At 35.7% G+C, this 23,645-nt stretch carries 23 protein-coding genes; 3 read left to right on the top strand and 20 right to left on the bottom strand.

Annotated elements, in window-relative coordinates:
* Positions 1–14 precede the first annotated feature (14 nt).
* On the top strand, positions 15–743 hold the full coding sequence (locus tag MHI00_RS07655; RefSeq protein WP_341112406.1) for a TraX family protein: 729 nt from the start codon (positions 15–17) through the stop codon (positions 741–743).
* A 108-nt stretch (positions 744–851) separates the two neighbouring features.
* Here the strand turns inward: MHI00_RS07655 and lepA are convergent, their stop codons facing one another.
* From lepA to truB, 13 genes are all read right to left on the bottom strand, one after another.
* Positions 852–2,687 (bottom strand): translation elongation factor 4, encoded by a 1,836-nt coding sequence (lepA, locus tag MHI00_RS07650; protein ID WP_010053131.1) that lies wholly within the window; start codon positions 2,685–2,687, stop codon positions 852–854.
* Positions 2,688–2,889: 202 nt separating this feature from the next.
* The gene (gene dnaJ, locus MHI00_RS07645; RefSeq protein WP_010053120.1) at positions 2,890–4,062 is read right to left on the bottom strand and encodes a molecular chaperone DnaJ; all 1,173 of its coding nucleotides are present in this window, start codon (positions 4,060–4,062) and stop codon (positions 2,890–2,892) included.
* Positions 4,063–4,209: 147 nt separating this feature from the next.
* On the bottom strand, positions 4,210–6,042 hold the full coding sequence (gene dnaK, locus MHI00_RS07640) for a molecular chaperone DnaK (RefSeq protein WP_010053117.1): 1,833 nt from the start codon (positions 6,040–6,042) through the stop codon (positions 4,210–4,212).
* A gap of 154 nt (positions 6,043–6,196) precedes the next feature.
* Positions 6,197–6,748, bottom strand: a complete 552-nt coding sequence (gene grpE / locus MHI00_RS07635; protein WP_010053115.1) for a nucleotide exchange factor GrpE — start codon at positions 6,746–6,748, stop codon at positions 6,197–6,199.
* Between the two features lie 18 nt (positions 6,749–6,766).
* A complete protein-coding gene (gene hrcA, locus MHI00_RS07630; protein ID WP_010053113.1) occupies positions 6,767–7,804 on the bottom strand; it encodes a heat-inducible transcriptional repressor HrcA in 1,038 nt (345 codons plus the stop codon).
* Between the two features lie 236 nt (positions 7,805–8,040).
* Positions 8,041–8,511: an NUDIX hydrolase gene (locus MHI00_RS07625; RefSeq protein WP_010053112.1), complete on the bottom strand. Its 471-nt coding sequence runs from the start codon at positions 8,509–8,511 to the stop codon at positions 8,041–8,043.
* A 20-nt stretch (positions 8,512–8,531) separates the two neighbouring features.
* Complete coding sequence (locus MHI00_RS07620; protein ID WP_341112398.1) at positions 8,532–8,936, bottom strand: YbgA family protein; 405 nt, start codon at positions 8,934–8,936, stop codon at positions 8,532–8,534.
* 107 nt (positions 8,937–9,043) lie between these two features.
* Positions 9,044–10,414, bottom strand: coding sequence for an argininosuccinate lyase (gene argH / locus MHI00_RS07615; RefSeq protein ID WP_341112397.1), 1,371 nt, complete (start codon positions 10,412–10,414; stop codon positions 9,044–9,046).
* Between the two features lie 26 nt (positions 10,415–10,440).
* On the bottom strand, positions 10,441–11,634 hold the full coding sequence (locus MHI00_RS07610; RefSeq protein ID WP_056998874.1) for an argininosuccinate synthase: 1,194 nt from the start codon (positions 11,632–11,634) through the stop codon (positions 10,441–10,443).
* A gap of 209 nt (positions 11,635–11,843) precedes the next feature.
* Entirely contained in the window at positions 11,844–12,335 is a 492-nt protein-coding gene (locus tag MHI00_RS07605; protein WP_010053107.1) for a nucleoside deaminase, read from the bottom strand.
* Between the two features lie 11 nt (positions 12,336–12,346).
* Positions 12,347–13,495, bottom strand: a complete 1,149-nt coding sequence (gene hemW / locus MHI00_RS07600; RefSeq protein ID WP_010053105.1) for a radical SAM family heme chaperone HemW — start codon at positions 13,493–13,495, stop codon at positions 12,347–12,349.
* 24 nt (positions 13,496–13,519) lie between these two features.
* Positions 13,520–14,464, bottom strand: coding sequence for a riboflavin biosynthesis protein RibF (ribF, locus tag MHI00_RS07595; RefSeq protein WP_056998877.1), 945 nt, complete (start codon positions 14,462–14,464; stop codon positions 13,520–13,522).
* A 15-nt stretch (positions 14,465–14,479) separates the two neighbouring features.
* Complete coding sequence (gene truB / locus MHI00_RS07590) at positions 14,480–15,400, bottom strand: tRNA pseudouridine(55) synthase TruB (protein ID WP_341112393.1); 921 nt, start codon at positions 15,398–15,400, stop codon at positions 14,480–14,482.
* Between the two features lie 196 nt (positions 15,401–15,596).
* On the opposite strand from truB, the gene MHI00_RS07585 reads away from it, so the two are divergent.
* Positions 15,597–16,439, top strand: coding sequence for a DegV family protein (locus MHI00_RS07585; RefSeq protein ID WP_010053100.1), 843 nt, complete (start codon positions 15,597–15,599; stop codon positions 16,437–16,439).
* A 36-nt stretch (positions 16,440–16,475) separates the two neighbouring features.
* The gene (locus MHI00_RS07580) at positions 16,476–17,369 is read left to right on the top strand and encodes a diacylglycerol/lipid kinase family protein (protein WP_056998879.1); all 894 of its coding nucleotides are present in this window, start codon (positions 16,476–16,478) and stop codon (positions 17,367–17,369) included.
* A 20-nt stretch (positions 17,370–17,389) separates the two neighbouring features.
* On the opposite strand, the gene MHI00_RS07575 is transcribed toward MHI00_RS07580, so the two are convergent.
* The 7 genes from MHI00_RS07575 to nusA form a co-directional block, all read right to left on the bottom strand.
* Positions 17,390–18,064, bottom strand: a complete 675-nt coding sequence (locus MHI00_RS07575; protein ID WP_035063792.1) for a hypothetical protein — start codon at positions 18,062–18,064, stop codon at positions 17,390–17,392.
* Positions 18,065–18,103: 39 nt separating this feature from the next.
* The gene (locus MHI00_RS07570) at positions 18,104–18,700 is read right to left on the bottom strand and encodes a hypothetical protein (RefSeq protein ID WP_317914576.1); all 597 of its coding nucleotides are present in this window, start codon (positions 18,698–18,700) and stop codon (positions 18,104–18,106) included.
* Positions 18,701–18,842: 142 nt separating this feature from the next.
* Positions 18,843–19,190 (bottom strand): 30S ribosome-binding factor RbfA, encoded by a 348-nt coding sequence (rbfA, locus tag MHI00_RS07565; RefSeq protein ID WP_010053093.1) that lies wholly within the window; start codon positions 19,188–19,190, stop codon positions 18,843–18,845.
* Between the two features lie 33 nt (positions 19,191–19,223).
* Positions 19,224–21,731 carry a translation initiation factor IF-2 gene (infB, locus tag MHI00_RS07560; protein ID WP_341112390.1) on the bottom strand — a complete coding sequence of 836 codons (2,508 nt, stop codon included), beginning with the start codon at positions 21,729–21,731 and terminating at the stop codon, positions 19,224–19,226.
* Positions 21,732–21,746: 15 nt separating this feature from the next.
* Positions 21,747–22,052: a YlxQ-related RNA-binding protein gene (locus MHI00_RS07555; RefSeq protein ID WP_010053090.1), complete on the bottom strand. Its 306-nt coding sequence runs from the start codon at positions 22,050–22,052 to the stop codon at positions 21,747–21,749.
* The gene (gene rnpM / locus MHI00_RS07550; protein WP_010053089.1) at positions 22,049–22,333 is read right to left on the bottom strand and encodes an RNase P modulator RnpM; all 285 of its coding nucleotides are present in this window, start codon (positions 22,331–22,333) and stop codon (positions 22,049–22,051) included. Before rnpM ends, MHI00_RS07555 begins: the two co-directional genes overlap by 4 nt.
* Before the next feature lie 16 nt (positions 22,334–22,349).
* A complete protein-coding gene (gene nusA / locus MHI00_RS07545; protein ID WP_010053088.1) occupies positions 22,350–23,627 on the bottom strand; it encodes a transcription termination factor NusA in 1,278 nt (425 codons plus the stop codon).
* Positions 23,628–23,645: the final 18 nt, after the last annotated feature.

The raw sequence follows: 23,645 nt of genomic DNA, 5'->3' as shown, positions 1-23,645 counted from the left end.
AGGAGGTAGTTTGCTTGGAAAATAAATTAAACAGTTTTCATTTGAAAGTCTTTGCCATTATTGCAATGCTAATTAATCACATTGGGAGTGGTTTCAGATTATTTGTGTATTCAGAATCATTATTTTTTTTCACGGAATTTATTGGAAAATTAACCTTTCCAATAATGGCCTTTTTACTTGTTGAGGGATTTCATTATACAAAAAATGTAAGGAAATATGCTTTTCGATTAGCTTTTTTTTGGATTATTTCAATTTATCCATTTCACATGTTGCATTATCCAAACTCGCCATTCGACTTGATTGAATTGGTGAATAATATCTTCTTTACTCTTTTAATAGGGCTTATCTTACTCGTTCTATATGAAAAAACCAACAATCAATTCGTTCACATCGGATTAGTTATTATTTTTACTTTAGCCACATTTATGTCAGATTGGAATTTATTTGGAATATTAATGATTTTTGGATTTTACGTGATCAAAAATGACAAGTTGAAAAAAATAATTCCTCCAGTTTATACAACCGCTTTTTTATTCTTAATTATGTTAATTGGTTATCTGGTTGAACCAAGTTCAGTCCCTTGGTATGAAATGTTTTCAACTTTAGGTGTGCTTATGACAATCCCATTATTGCTTAATTATAATGGACAACGTGGCTATTCTCCTAGCTGGATTAAATGGGGCTTCTACCTATTCTATCCTCTTCATCTTATCGTTTTAGTTCTAATTAGAGCATTGATATAAGTTGAATCTGTATTTAGCAAGCTGATTTACCCTAATAAGGTAAGTTAGCTTTTTTCATATAAAAAAATTCCCACGAGTTTAATCTCTCGTGGGAACATGATATAAATTTTATTTCTTAGGTTGGTCTTCGTCCATTTTCAGAACAGCCATGAAGGCATCCTGAGGTACTTCAACCGAACCGATTTGTTTCATGCGTTTTTTACCTTCTTTTTGTTTCTCAAGCAATTTACGTTTACGTGAAATATCTCCACCATAACATTTTGCTAATACGTTTTTACGCAAAGCTTTAATTGTTGAACGTGAAAGAATTTTATTTCCAATCGCTGCTTGAATTGGAACTTCAAACTGCTGACGTGGAATTAATGATCTTAATTTCTCAACAATAATTTTACCACGTTCGTAAGCAAAATCACGATGAACAATAAAGCTTAGTGCATCTACTTTTTCAGAATTTAACATGATTTCCATCTTAACCAATTTACTTGGACGGTAGCCAATCAAATCATAATCTAAAGAAGCATAGCCTTTTGTACTAGATTTTAATTTATCAAAGAAATCATAAACAATCTCAGATAACGGAATTTCATAGATTACATTGACACGGAACTCATCTAAATAGTCCATTGTAATAAATTCTCCACGCTTACGCTGTGCAATCTCCATTACAGCTCCAACGTAGTCATTTGGTACCATAATACTCGCTTTAACATAAGGCTCTTCAACAGAGTCAATAACCCCTTGTTCAGGCATTTCTGCCGGATTGTCCACCACAACTTCTGAACCATCAGTCAGATTCACATGATAAATTACTGACGGAGCAGTTGTAATCAAATCTAAATCAAATTCACGCTCTAAACGTTCCTGAATAACGTCCATATGCAAGAGTCCTAGGAAACCACAACGGAAACCAAAACCTAATGCTTGAGAAGTCTCAGCTTCAAACTGCAAAGCCGCATCGTTTAGTTGCAGGCGTTCTAATGCTTCACGTAATTCATTGTAACGGGAAGAATCAATTGGATACAAGCCGCAATAAACCATTGGATTCATTTTACGATAACCCGGCAAGGCTTCTGTTGCTGGATTATTTGCAAGTGTAATGGTATCCCCAACTCGAGTGTCTTGCACAGTTTTTATACTAGCCGTAATATAACCAACATCCCCGACCATTAAGAAATCACGTTTAATTGGTTTTGGTGAGAAAATCCCCACATCAGCAACTTCAAATGTCGCTCCATTGCTCATCATTTGAATCTTATCGCCAGATTTAACCACACCCGACATAATGCGGACATTTAAAATAACTCCACGGTAAGAATCATAGACTGAATCAAAGATTAAAGCTTGTAATGGAGCATCTAAATCGCCAGTTGGTGCTGGAACTTTTTCAACAATCTGTTCTAAAATATCTTCAATCCCAATACCAGCTTTAGCACTCGCTAAAACGGCATCACTGGCATCAATTCCAATCACATCTTCAATTTCTCCACGAACGCGCTCTGGATCGGCGGCGGGTAAATCTATTTTATTAATAACTGGAATAATTTCTAAATCATTATCTAAGGCTAAATAAACATTGGCCAGTGTTTGTGCTTCAATTCCTTGGGCAGCATCAACCACTAAAATAGCTCCTTCGCAGGCTGCTAAACTTCTAGAAACCTCGTAGGTAAAATCGACGTGTCCAGGAGTGTCAATTAAATGGAATGTATAATCAATTCCATCTTTAGCTGTGTACGTTAGTTCAACTGCATTTAATTTAATTGTAATCCCACGTTCTCTTTCTAAGTCCATAGAATCTAACAATTGTGCTTGCATATCACGATTAGCTACCGTATCCGTTTTTTCTAAAATACGATCGGCTAACGTAGATTTTCCATGGTCAATATGGGCGATAATCGAAAAGTTTCGGATTCGCGATTGACGAATTTTCATTTCATTTTTGTCCATCTAATTTATTGCCTACTTTCCTTTATTTAATCAAAAGTGTCATTGTAAATTATACCAATGAAATAGCTTAAATACAAGAAAAGTTACAGTTAAGGAGCTTACTCAATGTAAAAAAGCACAAGTAAACCAATTTCCAAGTAAAAGTTTACATAAAAAAAGATAACTTGAAGAACAATCCTCAAGTTATCCAACTTCTTATTTTTTATTTACGTTTTTTTTTGCCATCTGATTTAAAGGCATCTTTGACTTTATCAAAAATGTTGCCTTCTTGTTCACTAACTTCTATACCACTTGCTTCAGCAAAATCACGCATTGCTTTGGCTTGTTTCTCAGAAAGGTTTTTAGGTGTAATCACTTGAACTTTAACGTGTTGATCACCCGTTCCATTCCCACGAAGTTTAGGCGCACCTTTACCTCTTAGACGGAAATTAGTTCCTGTTTGGGTTCCAGCTGGTACTTTTAATTTAATCTTACCATGAACCGTTGGAACTTCAATTTCATCTCCAAGAGCTGCTTGGACAAAACTAATTGGTAAATCGTAATAAATTTCAGAACCATCACGATCAAACAAATCACTTTCCTCAACGCGGAATACAACAAATAAATCGCCATGAGGTCCGCCATTCATACCAGCTTCACCTTGACCTTGTAAACGCATTTGTTGTCCATCTTCAACACCAGCAGGAACGGTTACTTTAACAGTATGGCGTTCTTTCACATGTCCAGCACCATGACAGGTTGGACATTTTTCTTTAATTTCTTGGCCAGTTCCATGACAAACGTCACAAGTTTGGCGTGTCATAACACGACCAAGTGGTGTATTACGCTCAACATTCAATGTACCTGAACCATGACATTTCGAACAAGTTACTGGGTCTGTTCCTGGTTTAGCACCATTCCCATGACACGTTTCACAAGTATCTTCACGGTTATAAGTAATCGATGTTTCTTTCCCAAAAACAGCTTCTTCAAACTTAAGATTTAATGTATATTGTAAGTCATCACCTTGTCTTGGTGCATTTGGATTTTGCGAACGACCGCCGCCACCAAAGAAAGATTCAAAAATATCTTCAAATCCGCCACCAAAACCTGCGCTACTTCCGCCAAAACCACCAAATCCGCCGCCACCGAAACCGCCACCGCCAAAGTTTGGATCTGTACTCGCATGACCGTATTGATCATAGGCTGCACGTTTTTGTGCATCGCTAAGAACTTCATAGGCTTCAGCAATTTCTTTAAACTTATCTTCTGCACCAGCTTCTTGGTTAATATCTGGATGATACTTCTTTGAAAGCTTACGATAAGCTTTTTTTATTTCATCGTCACTTGCACCTTTGGCTACACCAAGTGCTTCATAATAATCTCTTTTTGCCATCTAATTCCCTCCATCGTTACGTATGCAAATTAAGTCACATTCGCTACCTCTCGATTATCCTTTAAAAGCATACCACATCCTAGAAGAAAAAGCCAAAAGCATTTTGCCTTGGCTTCTCCCTCCTAGAACATTTAAATTAGTTATAGATTATTTGTCTTCGTCTTTTTCAACTTCTTCAAACTCTGCATCAACTACATCATCTGCACCTGCTTGAGCTGCTTCTGGATTTTCTTCAGCTTGTTGTTGAGCAGCTTGTTCATATAATTTTACTGTCAATGCTTGAACGATTTCATTCAATGCATCGCGTTTTGTTTTCATAGCTTCTAAGTCATTTGCTTCAACAGCAGCTTTCAACTCTTCACGAGCTTCTTCAGCTTTTTTAACTTCATCTGCATCAACTTTTCCTTCTAATTCAGCTAATGTTTTATCAACTGAGAATAACAATTGATCCACATCGTTACGTAAGTCAACTTCTTCTTTACGTGTTTTATCTGCTTCAGCATTCGCTTCGGCATCTTTAACCATGCGTTCGATTTCTTCGTCTGATAAGCCTGATGAAGATTTGATAGTAATTGTTTGTTCTTTTTGAGTACCTAAATCTTTCGCACGAACATTTACAATCCCATTTTTGTCGATATCAAATGATACTTCGATTTGTGGAACACCACGTGGAGCAGCTGGAATATCAGTTAATTGGAAACGACCTAATGTTTTGTTATCTGCAGCCATTGGACGTTCACCTTGTAATACATGCACATCTACAGCAGGTTGGTTATCTGCAGCTGTTGAGAAGACTTGTGATTTACTTGTTGGAATTGTTGTGTTACGGTCAATAAGTTTTGTAAATACGCCACCCATTGTTTCAATTCCTAATGATAATGGTGTTACATCAAGTAAAACGATGTCTTTAACATCTCCAGTAATAACTCCACCTTGAATTGCAGCACCCATTGCTACAACTTCATCTGGGTTTACTGATTTGTTTGGTTCTTGGTTTGTTTCTTTTTTAACAGCTTCAACAACTGCTGGAATACGAGTAGATCCACCAACTAAGATAACTTCATCAATATCAGAAGCTGTTAAACCAGCATCTTTTAATGCTTGACGAACTGGAACTTTTGTACGATCAACTAAGTCATGAGTTAATTCGTCAAATTTAGCACGAGTTAAATTCATTTCTAAGTGTAATGGACCAGCTTCCCCAGCAGTGATAAATGGTAAGCTAATTTGAGTTGAAGTTACACCTGATAAGTCTTTTTTAGCTTTTTCAGCAGCATCTTTCAAACGTTGAACAGCCATTTTATCTTTAGATAAATCGATAGCATTTTCTTTTTTGAATTCAGCTACCATGTAGTCGATGATTTTGTTATCAAAGTCATCTCCACCTAATTTGTTGTCCCCAGCTGTTGCTAGTACATCAAATACACCGTCGCCTAATTCTAAGATAGATACGTCAAAAGTACCGCCACCTAAGTCAAATACTAAAACTTTTTCATCTTTATCTGTTTTGTCTAAACCATATGCTAATGCTGCAGCAGTTGGCTCGTTAACAATACGTTCTACTTCTAAACCAGCAATTTTACCAGCGTCTTTTGTTGCTTGACGTTGTGCATCGTTAAAGTAAGCAGGAACTGTAATAACAGCTTTTTCAACTTTTTCGCCTAAATATTCTTCAGCAAAACCTTTTAGATATTGTAAAATCATTGCTGAGATTTCTTGAGCTGTATATTTTTTGCCTTCCATTTCAATACTGAAACCAGCTTCACCAATGTGGCGTTTTACAGAGCTGATTGTATTTGGATTTGTTACTGCTTGACGTTTAGCTACTTCACCAACTTGGATTTCACCATTTTTAAATGAAACAACTGATGGTGTTGTACGGTTACCTTCTGGATTCGCAATAATTTTTGCTTCTCCGCCTTCTAATACTGCAACTGCAGAGTTTGTAGTTCCTAAGTCAATACCAATAATTTTACTCATAGTTAATTCCCTCTTTACAATTTATTTTTTTTTTCGTTTTTAAACATTTATTGATTCATACTGATTACTCAGTGAATACTTATTTTTTGCCTCTAGCTTTAGTATAAGCCTAATGCTAGAAATTATCTAAAGAAAACCATCGACTACTCAATAATTATTGAGCAACAATCACCATTGCTGGTCGTAATACACGGTCTTTTAATACATAACCTTTTTGTAAAACGGTAACGACAGTATCTGATTCTTGACCTTCTTCAACTGGTTGCGTTTGAACAGCTTGATGGAAATTCGGATCAAAAGCTTCGTTGACAGGATTAATTTCTTCAATCCCTTCATTTTTCAAAGCCGTTCTGAAAGTCGTCATAACCATTTCTAACCCTTTTTTCAAGCCTTCGCTTTCTTCATCACTAACTTGTGATGCCATTGCTCGTTCCAAATTATCAATAACTGGTAAAAGCTCTGTTGCTAAGTTTTGTGCACGATATTTTGCAGCATCTTCACGCTCTTTTTGATTTCTTTTACGGATATTCGCCAATTCAGCTTGTAAACGTAAATAGCGATCTTCCATTTCATCTAAAGCAACTTTAGTTTCAGTTAATTCATCAACTTCAATTAACTCTTCTACTTCAGTGTCTGTTGATTCCTCAACTTCTTCTGTCTTATTTTTTAATTCTTCGTTTAAATCTTGCTTCTCTTCTTTAGCCACATTAAAATCTCCTTTTCATTAGTCTTCCATTGAACGATAGTACTCAATCATCTTTTGCGAAAGTTCATTTCGAAAAACATCAACTAAACCAATCATTTTTGAATAAGGCATGCTCGTTGGTCCTAGTAAAGCAATCATACCTGAACCATGTCCGACTACATCGTAACTAGCTGTAATCAAACTGAAGTCTTGGAATAATTCATTTTGTAATTCTTGCCCAATCTTCACTTCAATTCCTTCATGGCTTTGATTAATTAAACTAGTCAAACTTGTATTTCCATCCATCAGATTGTATATAGATTTAAACTTTTCAACATCCATCGCTTCATTAAAATCAAGAATATTCATTCTACCTCTAACAAAAATGCGATCTTGCGCTGCTCGAGTGATAATATTGTCTACCACATCAATGATGCCAATTGGAGTACGAACATATTTTTGCAGAAGTTGGGGAATATCATTTTTTAATTTCTGATACACCTCAACTAATGGATAACCCACTAATTGATCATTAAAAATACGCACAATTTTTTCCAATTCATACCCATTGATGCTTTTTGGCAAATTAAAAATTTGATTTTCAACATGCCCTTTATCCGTTACTAGAATAACCATTACTTGAAAATCACTTAATGGCACTAAGCGAAATCCAGTTAAGCGACTATCTTTTAGTTCCGGACCTAATGTTATTGCTGTATAACTAGTTAATTGTGAGAGTACCTCAGCTGATTCTGCCACAATCTCATCTAACTCATGGAATTCATTTCCAAAAGAAGATTTGATAATCGCAATATCTTTTGAGGTTACTTTATCAGGATGAACTAAGTGATCCACATAAAACCGATAGCCTTTAATCGATGGAATACGACCTGATGAAGAATGGGTTTTTTGAATAAAACCAAGCTCTTCCAAACGTCCCATTTCATTACGAATGGTAGCAGAACTGTAGTTCAATCCAGCCTCATTCATTAATGTCTTCGATCCGACAGCATTTCCATAATCTGTGTACAATCGAATGATTGTTGTAAGAATTAAAATCTGCCTTTCTGTTAACATTATCTCACCTCTTTTTAGCACTTAACAAGCACGAGTGCTAATACAAGTATTAATTTACCAAATTCCCCCGTACTTGTCAACGATATACTACTAATTTTTTATGATTTTTTTGCTTTTTTTATGTATTTTTCTAAAAATCCAACTAAGTATGTAGATATTTCTAGGTACTTAGTTGTATTTTTATTTTTTATTAATAGATTATTATTTTATTTTTTTAAAAATGGAAATTGTATGAATCATTTCTCCACTTTTATTACTTTTTGTAGTGCTCCACTTTCAAAAAAGCAACTAAAGTACTGTTTATCAGGGCTTGTTAATAAATGATTTAATATAAAGGGAATATTATCTGGCATGCCTTGGTTTTTTTCTGCAAATATCCAGTCAATTTTTTTAAAATCCAAAATCCCTTCACGTGTTCCTTTTGGAGTTAGGTAGTGAAAATCAGCTGGTAATTCTGCTAAGTATAATTCTAATCCACCTCGCAACACTCCATCTTCATACCAATCCATTTGCCCGCCATAGTGCGCATGGTCCAATGAAATGTCGGTTTCTTCTTTAATTTCTCGTAAAGCGCACTCTAATGGGGTTTCTCCAACTTCAATTTTTCCTCCAACACCATTCCAACGCCCCATCCAAGGATTTTTTTGACGATTTAGTAATAGAATTTCATTTTCTTTTTTTAGAAAACACAATGTATATATCTGCACTTTAGAACCTTCTTTCTTTACTATGAATCTTGAGGGAATAAAAAAAATGAGCTTAATAAATAAGGGATTTCGTAATGAATTGTAAGCTTTCTTAAATACGTCACGAGTATTTTTGAAGATGCCATTCCTGCTTGATAATCAAAAAGTTTTCGTTGAAAGGTCAGCTTTTCCTCATTTGTTGCAATTTTTTTGAAATATCCCCAAACATGCTTCACCGCATTGCTAAATGAGCCAATAGTTTGCTCAACGGCTAGTGCTTCTCCCACTAACCGTTTAAAGTCAACATAGCTCTCTACTAGATTGCAACTCTCTTTAAACAATAACCGAATTTGATTATAATGCTGTTGAGAATGGGCCATAACTAAATATTTGAATTGTCCCCACTCTTTTTGTATCTCGTGAATGGTTCTTTTAAACTCTGTCACTAGCGTAAACTCCTAACTTTTTGCGATTGAATTCTAATTCTATTTTACTCTTATTATGTACAAAAACAAACCATCTTATCCAATAAATGGAATAAAATGGTTTTTAATTAACTTAATTTAGCTTTAGCAATCGCTGCTTCTATTTCTGAAAAGGCTGTTCCGCCAGCAGATGTTCGTCTTGCAACGGCAGTATCAGACTCTAGAAAATAATAAATATCTGCTTCTATAATTGGAGCAACTTTTTGATACTCTGCTAGCGATACATCTTGTAAATAAATGCCTTTTTTAGTACATGCTAAAACTAATTTCCCAACAATTTCGTGAGCTTCTCTAAATGGAATCCCTTTTGTAGCTAAATAATCTGCTAATTCAGTCGCATTTGAAAAATCTTTTTGAGTTGCTTTTTTCATTGTTTCTGAATGAAATTGAATTGTAGCAATCATTCCTGTAAAAATGCGTAAACTTTGAAGAACAGTCTCTACTGTGTCGAACATGCCTTCTTTATCTTCTTGTAAATCTTTATTGTAGGCTAAAGGTAGGCCTTTTAGGACTGTTAATAAGCTAAATAGATTGCCATAAACTCTACCCGTTTTGCCACGAATCAATTCCGCCATATCAGGATTTTTTTTCTGAGGCATAATCGAACTTCCTGTTGAAAAAGCATCTGTTAATGTAGCAAACTGAAATTCATGACTCGTCCATAAAATAATTTCTTCGCAAAATCTGGAAAGATGCATCATTAAGATACTGCTATTACTTAAAAATTCAAGAATAAAATCTCGATCACTGACGCCATCAAGGCTATTGCTATAAATCTTAGAGAATCCAAGTAAATCAGCTGCATAATGACGATCAATGGGGAAAGTGGTACCAGCTAAAGCTGCACAGCCAAGTGGCGATATATCAATTCGTTTTAGACTTTCCTCTAAACGTTCCAGATCGCGTTTAAACATACTGTGGTAAGCCAATAAATGATGGGCTAACGAGATAGGTTGAGCGTGTTGCAAATGAGTATAACCAGGCATAATTGTTTGAATATTGCTCTCAGCTTTTTCAATTAAGATGTCCAATAAATCATTTACCGCATGAATAATTTCAGCTACTTGATTTTTTAAGTACAAGTGCATATCTGTCGCTACTTGATCATTACGACTTCTAGCCGTATGCAGCTTCCCAGCTACTGGGCCAATCTCATCGTGAAGTAACTTTTCCATATTTAAATGGATGTCTTCATTTACACTGGTAAAATGCAATTTATTTTCGGCTAATTTTTCTACTAGTTTATTTAATCCACCAACAATTGTCTCTACCTCTTCTTGTGGAATAATTTTACATTTTCCTAGCATTTGTACGTGAGCTAAACTGACTAATAAATCTTCTTTGGCCAGTTTCTGATCAAATTCAATGGACGCTCCAAATTGATCTACCCAAGCTTCACTCTTTTCTTCAAATCGACCACCCCATAATTTTTCGCTCATTTACGTATGCACCTCCATTAACTTTTTTACTTTTTTAGAACTTCTGCACTAACTTGCGTTGGTAAACCCCATAATTTAATGAAGCCCACTGCTGCTTCTTGATCAAATGTGTCGGCCGATGTATAGGTTGCCAGTTCTTCATCATACAGAGAGTTTGGTGATTTTCTACCTTCAACAATCGCATGACCTTTAAATAGTTTTACCCGTACAGTTCCATTTACATATTGCTGCGTTGTTTTTAAAAAGGCTACTAAAGCTTCTGTTAGTGGGTTAAACCATAAGCCATTATAAATCATTTCAGTAATTTTTTGCTCAATCAGAGGTTTAAAATGTGCAATGTCACGAACAAAGGTTAAATCTTCTAATTCTTTGTGTGCAGTGATTAATGTAACTGCGCCTGGCGCTTCATAAACTTCACGGGATTTGATTCCGACTAAACGGTTTTCAATATGGTCAATCCGGCCAACTCCATGTTTGCCTGCTAACGTATTTAACTGAATAATTAATTCAGATAATGACAAGGATACTCCATTCAAAGCCACCGGAACGCCAGCTAAAAATTCGATTTCAATTGTATCAGGTGTATCAGGTGTTGTTTCTAAACTATTCGTTAATTCATACGCAACTTCTGGTGGTGCAATCCACGGATTTTCTAAAATACCACATTCATTACTTCTCCCCCATAGATTTTGATCAATTGAAAAGGGATTATCTAAATCAATTGGAACTGGTATCTCATGTTTTTGAGCATAAGCAATTTCTTCTTCCCGTGACCATTTCCATTCACGGACAGGGGCAATAACTTTCATCGATGGAGCCAGAGAATGAATGGCAACTTCAAAACGTACTTGGTCATTTCCTTTGCCAGTACAACCATGGGCAATAGCTGTTGCCCCTTCTTTTTCTGCGACTTCTACTAATTTTTTCGCAATCAAAGGACGAGAAAGAGCAGAAATCAATGGATATTTCCCTTCATAATAAGCATGAGCTTGTAGAGCGATTAAAGCAAAATCATTGGCAAATTCTTCTTTAGCATCAATGGTATATGATGCGGAGGCTCCCATTGTTAAAGCTTTTTCTTTAATAAAATCAAGATTTTTTCTTTCACCGACATCTAAACAACATGCTATTACATCATAACCTTCTTCTAGTAACCATTTGATGGCCACCGAGGTATCTAATCCGCCAGAATAAGCTAATACAATTTTTTCCTTTGTCATCCTTGTTCTCCCCTTTTCTACATTTCCTTAAAGTTAATCTGGTTGTATCATAACATTAAAGAAAAATTAAAACAAGATTAAAAACGGATTTTTATACAATTATTTGTATTTAAAACACTATATACAGCTTTTTTATGTATATTAATATATTTTATGCAAAATAAAAAGAGTTAAGACAATTGCCTCAACTCTTTTTATCAGTTAATTACTTAATCCCAGTATCCTTCATGGACAGCCGCAGCTTCCACTTCAACGCTTGGAAAAGGTCCAATAATTTGGATATCTTTTTGACCACGAGCAATAATTTCACTACTAGGTAAATTAAATGTTGGGTTTTGATCATTATCGCCTGTTAGCTCTAATAGACGCTTTTCAGTCATGGCAAAAACAATAGTTCCAATGTTCCCCCAGTAAATAGCTCCTGTACACATTGCACAAGGTTCAGCTGTTGTGTATAAGGTACATTCCCATAAAAAGTCTTTATCATATTTTTGTGACGCACGAGCTGCTAAAGACGTTTCTGCGTGCCCAGTACAAATATGTTCTGTGATCTCAATGTTTTCTTGTTCAAGCAAAATGCTTCCTTCTGCATCCACTAACAATGCTCCAAAAGGTGTATTTCCATTGTCTCTTGCACTTTGCGATAGTTCGATACACCGTTTTAAGTAAAACTCATGGCTCTCTCTTGTCAATATAATCATCCTTTCCTCATCTATTTATTTTTTCCATCGCTCAATAAGAACGCTTGAAAAACTTCGTTTCCTAGAAATTTCCCTCTAGGAGTTAAACGTAACCATTGTTGGCTGACTTCTAACAAACCAGCTTCAACTAATTCTTCAATCGTTTCTTGATAGATATCAAAAACAGAAACTTGAAATTTGTCGAAAAAGTGTTCAATGCTAACACCTTGCAACTTGCGCAAACCTAAGAATAATTCTTCTTCTATTTTTTCCTCAAGTGATAATTTTTGACTTCTTAAAACTGGCAATTTATGCTCTCTTAAAGGCTTTAAATATTGTTGGATTGGACCATTATTTTGGTAACGATGTCCACCTAAATAGCCATGAGCCCCCGCACCAAAACCATAATATTTTTCATTTTTCCAATAAATCAAGTTATGTTTAGACTCATAACCTGGCAAAGCATAGTTACTAATTTCGTATTGCTTACGACCTTTGTCCGCCATTTGATCAATAGCCATTTGATACATATTAGCCTCAGCATCTTCCGTCGGTAAAGGCAGCTTCCCTTGCCGCATTAAATTATAGAAAATCGTCTTGTTCTCTAAAATTAACGAATAGGTAGAATAATGAGGTAAATCTAGCTCTAAAGCTTTTTTTAAACTTGATTCAAAATCAGCCTCAGTTTGACCTGGCAAGCGATAAATAAGATCAATGCTGATGTTTTCAAAACCGACTTGTCTGGCGTTACTAATAGATTGATAGACATCGGAAACACGGTGGATTCGTCCAATCTTTTTTAGTAAGTCATCATTAAATGATTGAACGCCCATACTTAAACGATTGACTCCATGATCATGTAAAACTTGTAATTTTTCAACTGACAAATCACCAGGATTCGCTTCAAAAGTAAATTCATTCCCAATTTTAAAAGGTAAATTTTCCTTGATTCCAATTAATAAACGATCTAATTGTTTTTCATTTAATGTTGTTGGAGTCCCACCACCAACATAAATCGTTTCGATTTCAGTTTCTCCTTGTTGTTCCATTGTTAATTTCATTTCCCTAACCAGTAAATCCACGTATTCATCAACTGGTTGACCTTCTAAGAAAACTTTATTAAAATCACAATAAAAACAAATATGCTCACAAAAAGGAATATGAATATATGCTGCAGTCATTTTGCGCGACTCCTTTCAAACAGATTACTTGCTCTCATTGAAAAAAGTAGCAGTATCAATTTCATCTTGTTTTAATTGGGCAATCAATTGTTCAACTGAGTCAAATTTCAACTCACTTCGTAAATAATGATACCAAGCAACTTCAACTTGTTCCCCGTATATATCTTGATTGAAATCTAAAATATAGACTTCGACTGTTAAATCTCGATCGTCACCAAAAGTGACATTGTAGCCAATTGAAGCCATGCCAAGATGCCAATTTTGGCCAACTTTAATTTTAACTGCATAAATACCTGGTTGCGGCAGACGAACCCCAGAGGTAACTTCAATATTAGCCGTTGGAAAACCTAACAATCTTCCCCTAGCGTCGCCATGAACTACACGTCCCGGCGTTTGATATGCATAGCCTAATAAGGCATTAACTTTCTCCATTTCACCTTCTGCTAACTTTTCTCTAATTCTAGTCGAACTTATTTTTTTATTATCCGTTGTTTGTTTATCTACAACTACGACATCAAAGCGTTCCGCCGCATATTCTGGTAAATGAGCCATATCAGCTATTTCTTTTGGTCCATAAGTGTAGTCAAAGCCTGCAACAACAACCTTAGCATGTAAATCAACCATGTACTGATCAACAAAATCTAATGGCGCTAAACTCGCAAAGTGTGACGTAAATTCGATAATGTATAAATAATCGACCCCTAAGTCTTCCATTAAACATTTTTTACGTTCGATAGTCGATAAATATTTCATTTGTTCTGGATTAATTTTTTGAAAAACAATTGATGGATGCTGATTAAAAGTCATAACAGCTAATTTCAACTTTTTTTCATCTGCTATTTTTTTTGCTCTTTCAATGACTTCTTGATGACCTAAATGAACGCCGTCAAAAAAACCTAACGCTAAGACAACATCCTCATTTGGAATTTGACTTGCTTCGTATGGATGGTGAATGTTGATAACTTTCATAATCAGAATACCCCTTTAGCTTTCTTGATTTCGTAAAACTTTGACTGGTTTTAACAATGTTGGTTTAGTCGGATGAACATCGTAAATACTACAAGCCCTATCTTGATACATGACGACAAAAGGAAAGCTTGTTACATCTTGGTAGTCACTTTTTGCTAAGACTGCTCCATCCTTAACTTTTTCCCAGACATCTTTTGAAATTTCAACTGCCGGTATGTCTTTTAAACCAAACTCTAATGGAAAAAGTTTTTGATCAATTTCAGCTTGATCGACTGCTTCTTGAACTTGAGCAAGAGTCACACAATCACTAGCTTTAAAAGTCCCGCTTAAAATCCGAGTTAAATCTGACATATGAGCTGGATAACCTAATGCTTCACCTAAATCAACAGCCAAAGTTCGGACATAGGTGCCCTTGCCACATTCAACTTCAAAGCGCCAAGACACCGTTCCAGCGTTTTCATTAAACACAGGCTCTGATGAACGAATAAATTTTTTGATAGTGGCTTGTCTTTCTGGGCGCTCTACAGTTTCACCGTTTCTAGCATATTCATATAACCGCTTTCCGTTAACTTTAACAGCTGAATACATTGGTGGGACTTGTGTGATTATCCCTTCAAATTTTTTCATTAATTCATCAATTTCTGCTATTGTTGGGACTTCACTAACTTTTTTCGTTTCAACTACTTCACCACTACTATCTTCTGTAGTTGTTGAAAAACCTAGCGTAATTTCACCAACGTAGGCTTTCCCAGTTTCCATCATATATTCAACAACTTTAGTTGCTCGTCCAACGCAGATTGGCAACACACCGTCTACGTCTGGATCTAAGGTTCCAGTATGTCCAATTTTTTTTGTTTGTAAAATTTTTCTTAGTTTAAAGACACAGTCATGACTTGTCATACCGCGTTCTTTCCACAATGGGAGAATTCCCTCCACAAAGCATCCCTACTTTCTTTTCATAACTTGATAATTATAGCATATTTCTGAGAATCATTAAACTTTTGATTCTTAAAATTCCTTAATGTTCACAGTGATTCAGGTAATTACTATGTCTTTTTCGTGTGAAATTTGTTATTCTTAGTAAGTAGGAAGTTCCTTTTCCTAATTTCCATCTATCTGAGGAGGCAACTTTATGAAAAACATCAAAATTGTAACGGATTCTACCGTTCAATTATCCAAGGAAGAAATAGAAAAATATGACATTACTATTGTTCCCCTAACGGCCATGATTGATAGTACAGTTTATATTGATGAAAAAACAATTACAAAGGAAGAGTTCCTTGAAAAAATGAATGCTGCAACTGAACTCCCAAAAACTTCACAACCAGCTATTGGTTCGTTTGTTGACACTTATCGTGATCTAACTGCTGATGGTAGTGATGTATTATCGATTCATGTTACTGAAGTTTTAAGTGGAACTGTTCAAGCGGCGCATCAAGCTTCAAATTTAATTAAAGGGAATGTAACCGTTATAGATTCGAAGTTTATTGATCGGGCAATGGCTTTCCAAGTAATTGCTGCGGCTAAGATGGCACAAAAAGGGCATTCAATAGCTGAGATTTCTGAAAAACTAGATGCTATTCGTAGTAAAACGGATTTATTTATCTGTGTTGTTCATCTAGATAACCTAATTAAAGGCGGCAGAATTGGGCACACAATGGGGAAAATTTCTAATTTCCTGAATATTAAATTAATGCTTCGTCTAACAAAAGATGGTTTGGAACCAGATACAAAAGGTCGGGGTATGCGTTCTATGCAAAAACGAGTCGATAAAATGATTGAAGATATGAAAAAAACTGCTGGGATTAAAGCCATTGGAATTACGCATATTGGTTTAACCCCTTTTACTGAAGAGTTGATTGCTAATTTTAAACAGCAATTTCCAAGTGCGGAATACCATATTGCATATGCAAGTCCAAGTATTATGACCCATGCTGGAAAAGATGCTTTTTCGGTTATGTACCTCACTCATTAAAAATTAAATGCAAATAAAGAAAGTTGATGAAATAATATGGTAAAAAAAGTAATGATTATTTTCAATCCCTCATCTGGTAAAAGTCAATCTAAAAAAATTGCACAACAAGTTCAAGATTATTTAGAAGAACAAGACTCAGCTTATCAGGTAAAACAAATGGGAACTAAAAGTGAAACAGATGCCACTAAATTCGCTAAGGAAGCCGCTGAAAATAAATTTGATTTAGTCGTTTCAATTGGTGGAGATGGCACAATCAGTGATGTAGTTTCTGGACTATCTCCTTTTGAACATCGACCTAAACTAGGAATTATCCCAGCTGGAACGGTTAATAATTTAGCCCGAGTGTTAGAAATACCACTTGATATTCCCGCAGCTATTGAAAATTTAGTTACAGGTGATTTAACTCCTCTTGATGTTGGTCAAGTCAATGATTCTTATATGATTAGTACTCTAACCTTAGGAGTTTTAGCTGATGCCGCTTTAGAGGTCAGCCAACAGGAAAAACAAAAGTTTGGACCGTTCGCCTTTATTTTTAAAGGAAGTAAAATTCTTGTTCAGCACAAACACTACCACTTAAAAATCCAGCATGATGAAGGAAAATGGCGTGGTTCAGCACAATTATTACTGGTAACGATGACCAATTCAGCTGGCGGATTTCCTTATTTAGATCCCGATGCAGCCGTTGATGATGGTTATTTTCATGTCTTTATCGTTCCAGAATTATCTTTTACTGGCTCTTTACGTTTTTTACCGTATTTTATTAGTGGAAAAGCCAAAAAAATTCCTGATGTGACTTATTTTAAAACAAAAAAAATGACAATTGAAGGAGCAAAAAAGGAAATCCGCTCACGTATAGATGGTGATCCATCTGAAAAATTGCCCTTAAATATGCAAGTTTTAGAAGGACACATTCAAGTTTTAGCTCCTTAATGCAAAAGACAACGCTAAGTTTACCTAGCGTTGTCTTTTTTACTAATAATTAATTTTTGATTGATTTTTAAGTTGATTGCTTCAAATTCTCTAAAAAAATCATTTGTCGCTAGGTGTTTTTCAACCCCTTGAAAGCAATCCTCTGCATTTAAGCCCGTAATATACAAACCACAAGGTAAAAAAGAATAGGGTCTTGATTTCCCATTATCACGATGATCTCTAATTGGATCCCAGTATAGTAAACATTCTACTTTTTTATTTCTTATAAAAAGAGTTTGAAAATACTCTTCACAACTAGTTAATTGTGCGAAATAAATCTTCTCCATTTTTGATAAAAGTACGTTATCATTTAGCTGAGATTCAGTTAGTGTTAAATGATAGATTTCAGTTTCAGCGAAAGGAAAATCCGTAACTTCATAGACATAAGGTAAGGTAAACATAGAAAGAATCAGCGGATCAGTAACTTGCTGTAAGATACTAAATACATTAAATAGTGGTCTGCTATCGCCTTTTTCAATAATCCTAACTTCTTCCCTTTTTAGTACTGGATTACTCTTTTTCATTTCAGTGTAAAAATCTTCCTCAGATAAATCTGCCGGCATATTTTCACGTTCTGCAATGATGCAACGACTTGGATCTAAAATTTTTGATAATTTCAGAGGTTTCTCCGTAGCTAAATAAGAAAAAGGCATCATACTAGTTCCCCTCCTATCCTAATCATTCAGGTTTTAAAACTATTTTTCAATCACTAAAAATTCTTTTTCTCCTAAGTCCAACAATAGTGGATTGGCTTTAACTATATCCCATTTTTCGACGCGGCGTTGTGCTTCTCTCACACCTTCCTCACCCATCCAACATGTATACAGCTCGACTTTATCTGTATCTTCAAAACATTTTTCTAACACATCCATAAAACTAGTTTGTTGAACAGCGTTAACAGCACGTGCTTCATCCATCATTTGTTGGTATTGCGTAATTTGCTCAAAGGTATATTCATCACCAGTATTGGTTTCATTTTCTATTGGTTCCCAGACTGGAAAGTCAGAACATTCATAAACAAATTTTGTGGTGAAATGTTTTTTTATATCTGTTGAGTTAGTCAAATTTAGGATTTCAAATCCTCCAACAATTTCTTTTTCTGTATCAAAAAAAGCAATTTGATCTAAAGTTAAACTATTATCACCAGTCTGGTTTTGTAAATAACTTAGTACCATTTCATCGGTTACACCTTTATCTAAAGTATCCCGAGCAATCATTGCGACAATATTTTCAGCTGGCGGTTCAGCTACTGGCATCTTTTTTTCTGTTCCAATATAAGAATATAAACTCATTTAAACTTAGCCCCTTTTTAATTTATCTCGTATTAGTATAACAAACTTCTAAAGAAATACCTATAGTTAAAAGGCTTATTTGTTTCTAATTTAAGAATACAAAAAAAGAACCAATCACTTTTCAGCAATTGGTTCTTTTTTGTTATTCTTTATTTAAATCACGTAATAACTCATCAATCCGATTTCCGTAAGCTACAGACTCATCGCGCGCAAAACTAAGTTCTGGCGTTTTGTAAAGTGTTAAACGTTGACCTAATTCTTTTCTAATTAAACCAGCGGCTTTTTCAAGACCTGCTTGAGCCTTTTCAATATCGCTTGCTTTATCAGATAAGATACTATAATAAATAGTCGCTTGTTGTAAGTCTCCTGTAACACGTACATCTGTAATATTTACATCTTGAACGCGTGGATCACGAACACGTTTTTTTAAAATGTCATTTACTTCTCTTTGGACTTCTTGAGTGACACGACCTAGTCTATGATTTGCCATGATATATCCCTCGCTTTTCCATTAAGATTTTATTTATTTACGTTTAATTTCTACCATTTGGTATGCTTCAATAACATCATCCATTTGAACTTCATTGTAATCTTTAATCATGAAACCAAATTCAAATCCAAGTTTAACTTCCTTAACATCATCTTTAAAGCGTTTCAAACTAGCTAATTCGCCTTCAAAAATAACAATGCTATCACGGATTAAACGAATGCTACTGTTACGTGTGATAAAGCCTTCAGTTACATAACCACCTGCGATTGTTCCAACTTTAGACACTTTGAAGGTCTCACGAACAATTGCTTGCCCAGTGATTTTCTCTTCAAATTCAGGATCTAACATCCCTTTCATTGCTGTTTCAATTTCATCGATAGCATTATAAATAATGCGGTGTAAGCGAATATCAACGGCTTCTTGTTCAGCTTGTTGTTTAGCTTGAGGTGTTGGACGAACGTTAAATCCAATCACAATTGCATTACTTGCTGCAGCTAAAGTAATATCACTTTCATTAATAGCTCCAACTGCCGTATGAATGATTTTAACACGAACGCCTTCAACTTCAATTTTTTGTAAGCTTGCTGCTAAAGCTTCAACAGATCCTTGTACATCTGCTTTGATAATCACGTTAACTTCTTTTAATTCGCCTTCTTGTAAGCTATCAAACAAGTTATCTAATGTTACACGATTCGTAACAGAACGTTGCTCAACAGCAGCACGTTTCGCACGATCTTCACCTGCTGAACGAGCAGTTTTTTCATCTTCAAAGACAACAAAACGATCGCCAGCTTGTGGAGCATTGTTTAATCCAGTAATTTCAACTGGTGCAGCTGGACCGGCTGTTTTCACACGACGACCAGTTTCGTTAGACATTACACGAACCCGACCAAATGTGTTTCCAACAACAATTGGATCTCCAACTTTTAGTGTTCCTTCTTGAACTAATAGCGTTGCAACTGGACCTTTACTCTTATCTAAACGAGCTTCAATCACTGTTCCAATAGCCAAACGAGTTGGATCAGCTTTTAATTCTTGAACTTCAGCAACTAATAAAATCATTTCAAGCAGTTCTTCTAAGTTTTGTTGGAATTTAGCAGAAATCTCAACAAAAATTGTTTCTCCACCCCATGATTCAGGAACCAATCCATGCTCAGTTAATTCTTGCATCACACGCTCTGGATTTGCACCAGGCTTGTCAACTTTATTAACTGCAACAATAATCGGTACTTCTGCTGCTTTAGCATGGTTAATTGCTTCGACAGTTTGTGGCATAACACCATCATCTGCTGCTACAACTAATACAGTAATATCTGTGATACCTGCTCCACGAGCACGCATCGTTGTAAAGGCCGCATGTCCTGGTGTATCTAAGAATGTGATTGGTTTTCCGTCAACATCAATTTGATAAGCTCCAATATGTTGTGTGATTCCGCCTGCTTCTCCTAAACTTACTTTTGTATTACGTAATGAATCTAGAAGTGTTGTTTTACCATGGTCAACGTGACCCATAATTGTAACAACTGGTGGACGAGTAACTAAAGCCTCTTCGTTGGTCTCTTGGTCAAAGTAGACATCTAAATCAGATACATCTAATTCGATTTTTTCTTCAGCTTCAATACCATAATCTGTTGCTAATAATTCAATTGCTTCTTTGCTTAAAGATTGATTTAAAGTAGCCATTACGCCTAATAGGAATAACTTCTTAATAATCTCTGCTGGTTCACGGTAAATCTTTTTAGAAATATCCGCAACTGTCATACCATCAGAATAAACTAATACTTCTGGTAATTCTTTAAATTTACGTGGCACTGGTGGTGCTACTGGTTTTGTTTCGCCACTACGACGTTTTTTCTTTCTGAAATTATTGCGATTGTTATAACCGCCTTGATAGCCACCACGATTGCCGCCTTGTCCACCACGGTTACCTTGATAACCGCCTTGTCCTCCGCCGCTTCCACGATTTGCTCCTTGAGCATTATTTCCACTTGTTGTTCCTTGGCCTTGAGCCGCTGGACGACTAGTGTTACTTGATTGCCCTTGACTAGTTTTAGCTGCTGGGCGATTTGTGTTGTTTGATTGTCCTTGACCTGTTTTAGCAGCTGGACGGTTTGTATTGCTTGATTGTCCTTGACCTGTTTTAGCAGCTGGACGATTTGTATTATTTGATTGTCCTTGGCTAGGTTTAGTAGCTGGACGAGTATTTGTTGTTTTATTTTGTGCTGGCTTCCCTGTTTGAGTTGGTTTACCTGCATTTTGTCCACCACTTTGAGCTGGACGCTTCTGATTATCTTCTTTAGAGTTCGTAGTGTTACCCCCTTGTCCACTTGAGTGTGGACGGTCTGATTTTTTAGTATTAGCAGCAACCTTTGTTCCTGCTTCTTTTTTTGTAAAAACTTGATTTAATTTTTGAATTTGATTTTCATCGATAGTAGACATATGATTGCCTAATTCAATTCCCAGTTCTTTTGCTTTTTCAATTACACGCTTACTAGACATATCATGCTCTTTAGCATACTCATGAACACGTTTTTTCCCCATGTAATCACCCTCCAATTATATTGATAATAACTCACGAAATTTCTTTGCGAAGCCTTTATCGATAATCGTACAAATGGTCCGTTCTTTCCCAATCGCATGGCTCAATTCCATTTTTGTGAAATGAACTGCTACAAGGACTTCATAATGCTGACCTTTATCGGATATTTTTTTTCGTGTATTTTCACTTGCATCCACTGCTACAATGACTAATTTAGCAGTGCCATTTCTGATTTCTTTCAAACTTAAGTCTTCTCCAGAGACGAGCTTTCCGGCACGCTGCGCCATTCCAAGAAGATTAAGCACCTTTTGATCATTATTCATAAACTCATCCGTGCTTTCTGATGGGTTACATAATCCAATAATTCTTGGTAAAATTCATCGTTAATGGTTGCTTCTAAATGACGATCAAGGACATGTTTGTCCCAAGCCGTTTGAACAACTGTCGGTTCAATAGAAACATAAGCTCCACGTCCAGGCATTTTTCCAGTTGGATCAATGGCGACAACGCCTTCTTTGTTTCTAACAATTCGAATCATTTCTTTCTTAGGCTTCATCTCGTTAGTTACAACACATTTACGCATTGGTACTTTTCGCTTTTGCATCTAAACAACCTCCTGCTTACTCGTCGACTCCGTCTTGTTCTTCTGCTAATTCGATTAACTCTTCTGCATCTTCTGGATTTAAAATATCTTCTTCTGTTTCAGAATCCAATTCTGAAACTTCACGAGACTCTTCTAAATCTTCTATGCTTTCAAGAACTTCTTCAGCATCATTTTCAGCTTCAACTGCCATATTTTCTTCTACAGCCTCAACATACTCAGCAACCGTCTCTAAATCAGTTTCTTCTTTTACTTCTGCTAATGCAGCCATATCAGATTCTGATTTAATATCGATTTTAAAGCCAGTTAATTTGGCAGCTAATCGCGCATTTTGACCACGTTTCCCAATAGCAAGTGACAATTGATAATCTGGAACGACAACTACACAACTTCCTTGTGCTTCGTTAAAGGTTACATCAACTACTTGTGCTGGGTTCAATGCATTTGCAATATAAGTTGCTGGATTTTCATTCCATTCAACAATATCCATGTTTTCGCCTTTCAATTCATTGACAATGGCTTGAACACGTTGACCTTTAGGACCTACGCAGGTTCCGACAGGATCAATATTAGCATCTCTTGACATAACAGCTACTTTAGCACGATCGCCAGCTTCACGAGCGATAGAGACAATTTCAACTGTTCCATCATAAATTTCAGGAACTTCTTGCTCGAATAAACGTTTTAATAAATCTGGATGACTACGGCTAACAAAAATTTGTGGGCCTTTTGAAGTATTTTCTACTTTAGTCACATAAACTTTAATACGATCATGGGCTTTATAGGTTTCATTTGGAATTTGTTCTTGCTTAGATAGAACAGCCTCAATCTTGCCAAGGTTTACATAAATGTAACGATTGTCTTGACGTTCAACAATTCCTTGCATGATATCATTCTCATAAGCGACAAACTCATTATAAATAATACTGCGTTCAGCTTCACGAACACGTTGCATAATGACTTGTTTAGCTGTCTGTGCAGCAATACGTCCAAAGTCTTTAGGAGTTACTTCAAAACGGATTTTATCGCCAATTTCATATGCTTTGTTGAGCTCTAAAGCATCTTCAATACTCACTTCTAAACGAGAATCAAAAACAACTTCAACGACTTCTTTAACGGCATAAACGTGGATATTTCCCTTTTTCATATCAAACTCGACTTCAACATTTTGCGCTTGACTATAATTCCGTTTGTAAGCAGAAACTAAGGCAGCCTCCAACGCTTCAATCACGATTTCTTTTGCAATACCTTTTTCTGTTTCTAAAGCATCAAGAGCATTTAACATTTCTTTGCTCATTATTCACTTCTCTCCTAT

The organism is Carnobacterium sp. FSL E2-0243 (genome assembly GCF_038003605.1).
Lineage (GTDB): Bacteria > Bacillota > Bacilli > Lactobacillales > Carnobacteriaceae > Carnobacterium > Carnobacterium maltaromaticum.
Note: the sequence above shows the minus strand (reverse complement) of the source record. Positions and strands in the feature narration are given on the sequence as shown.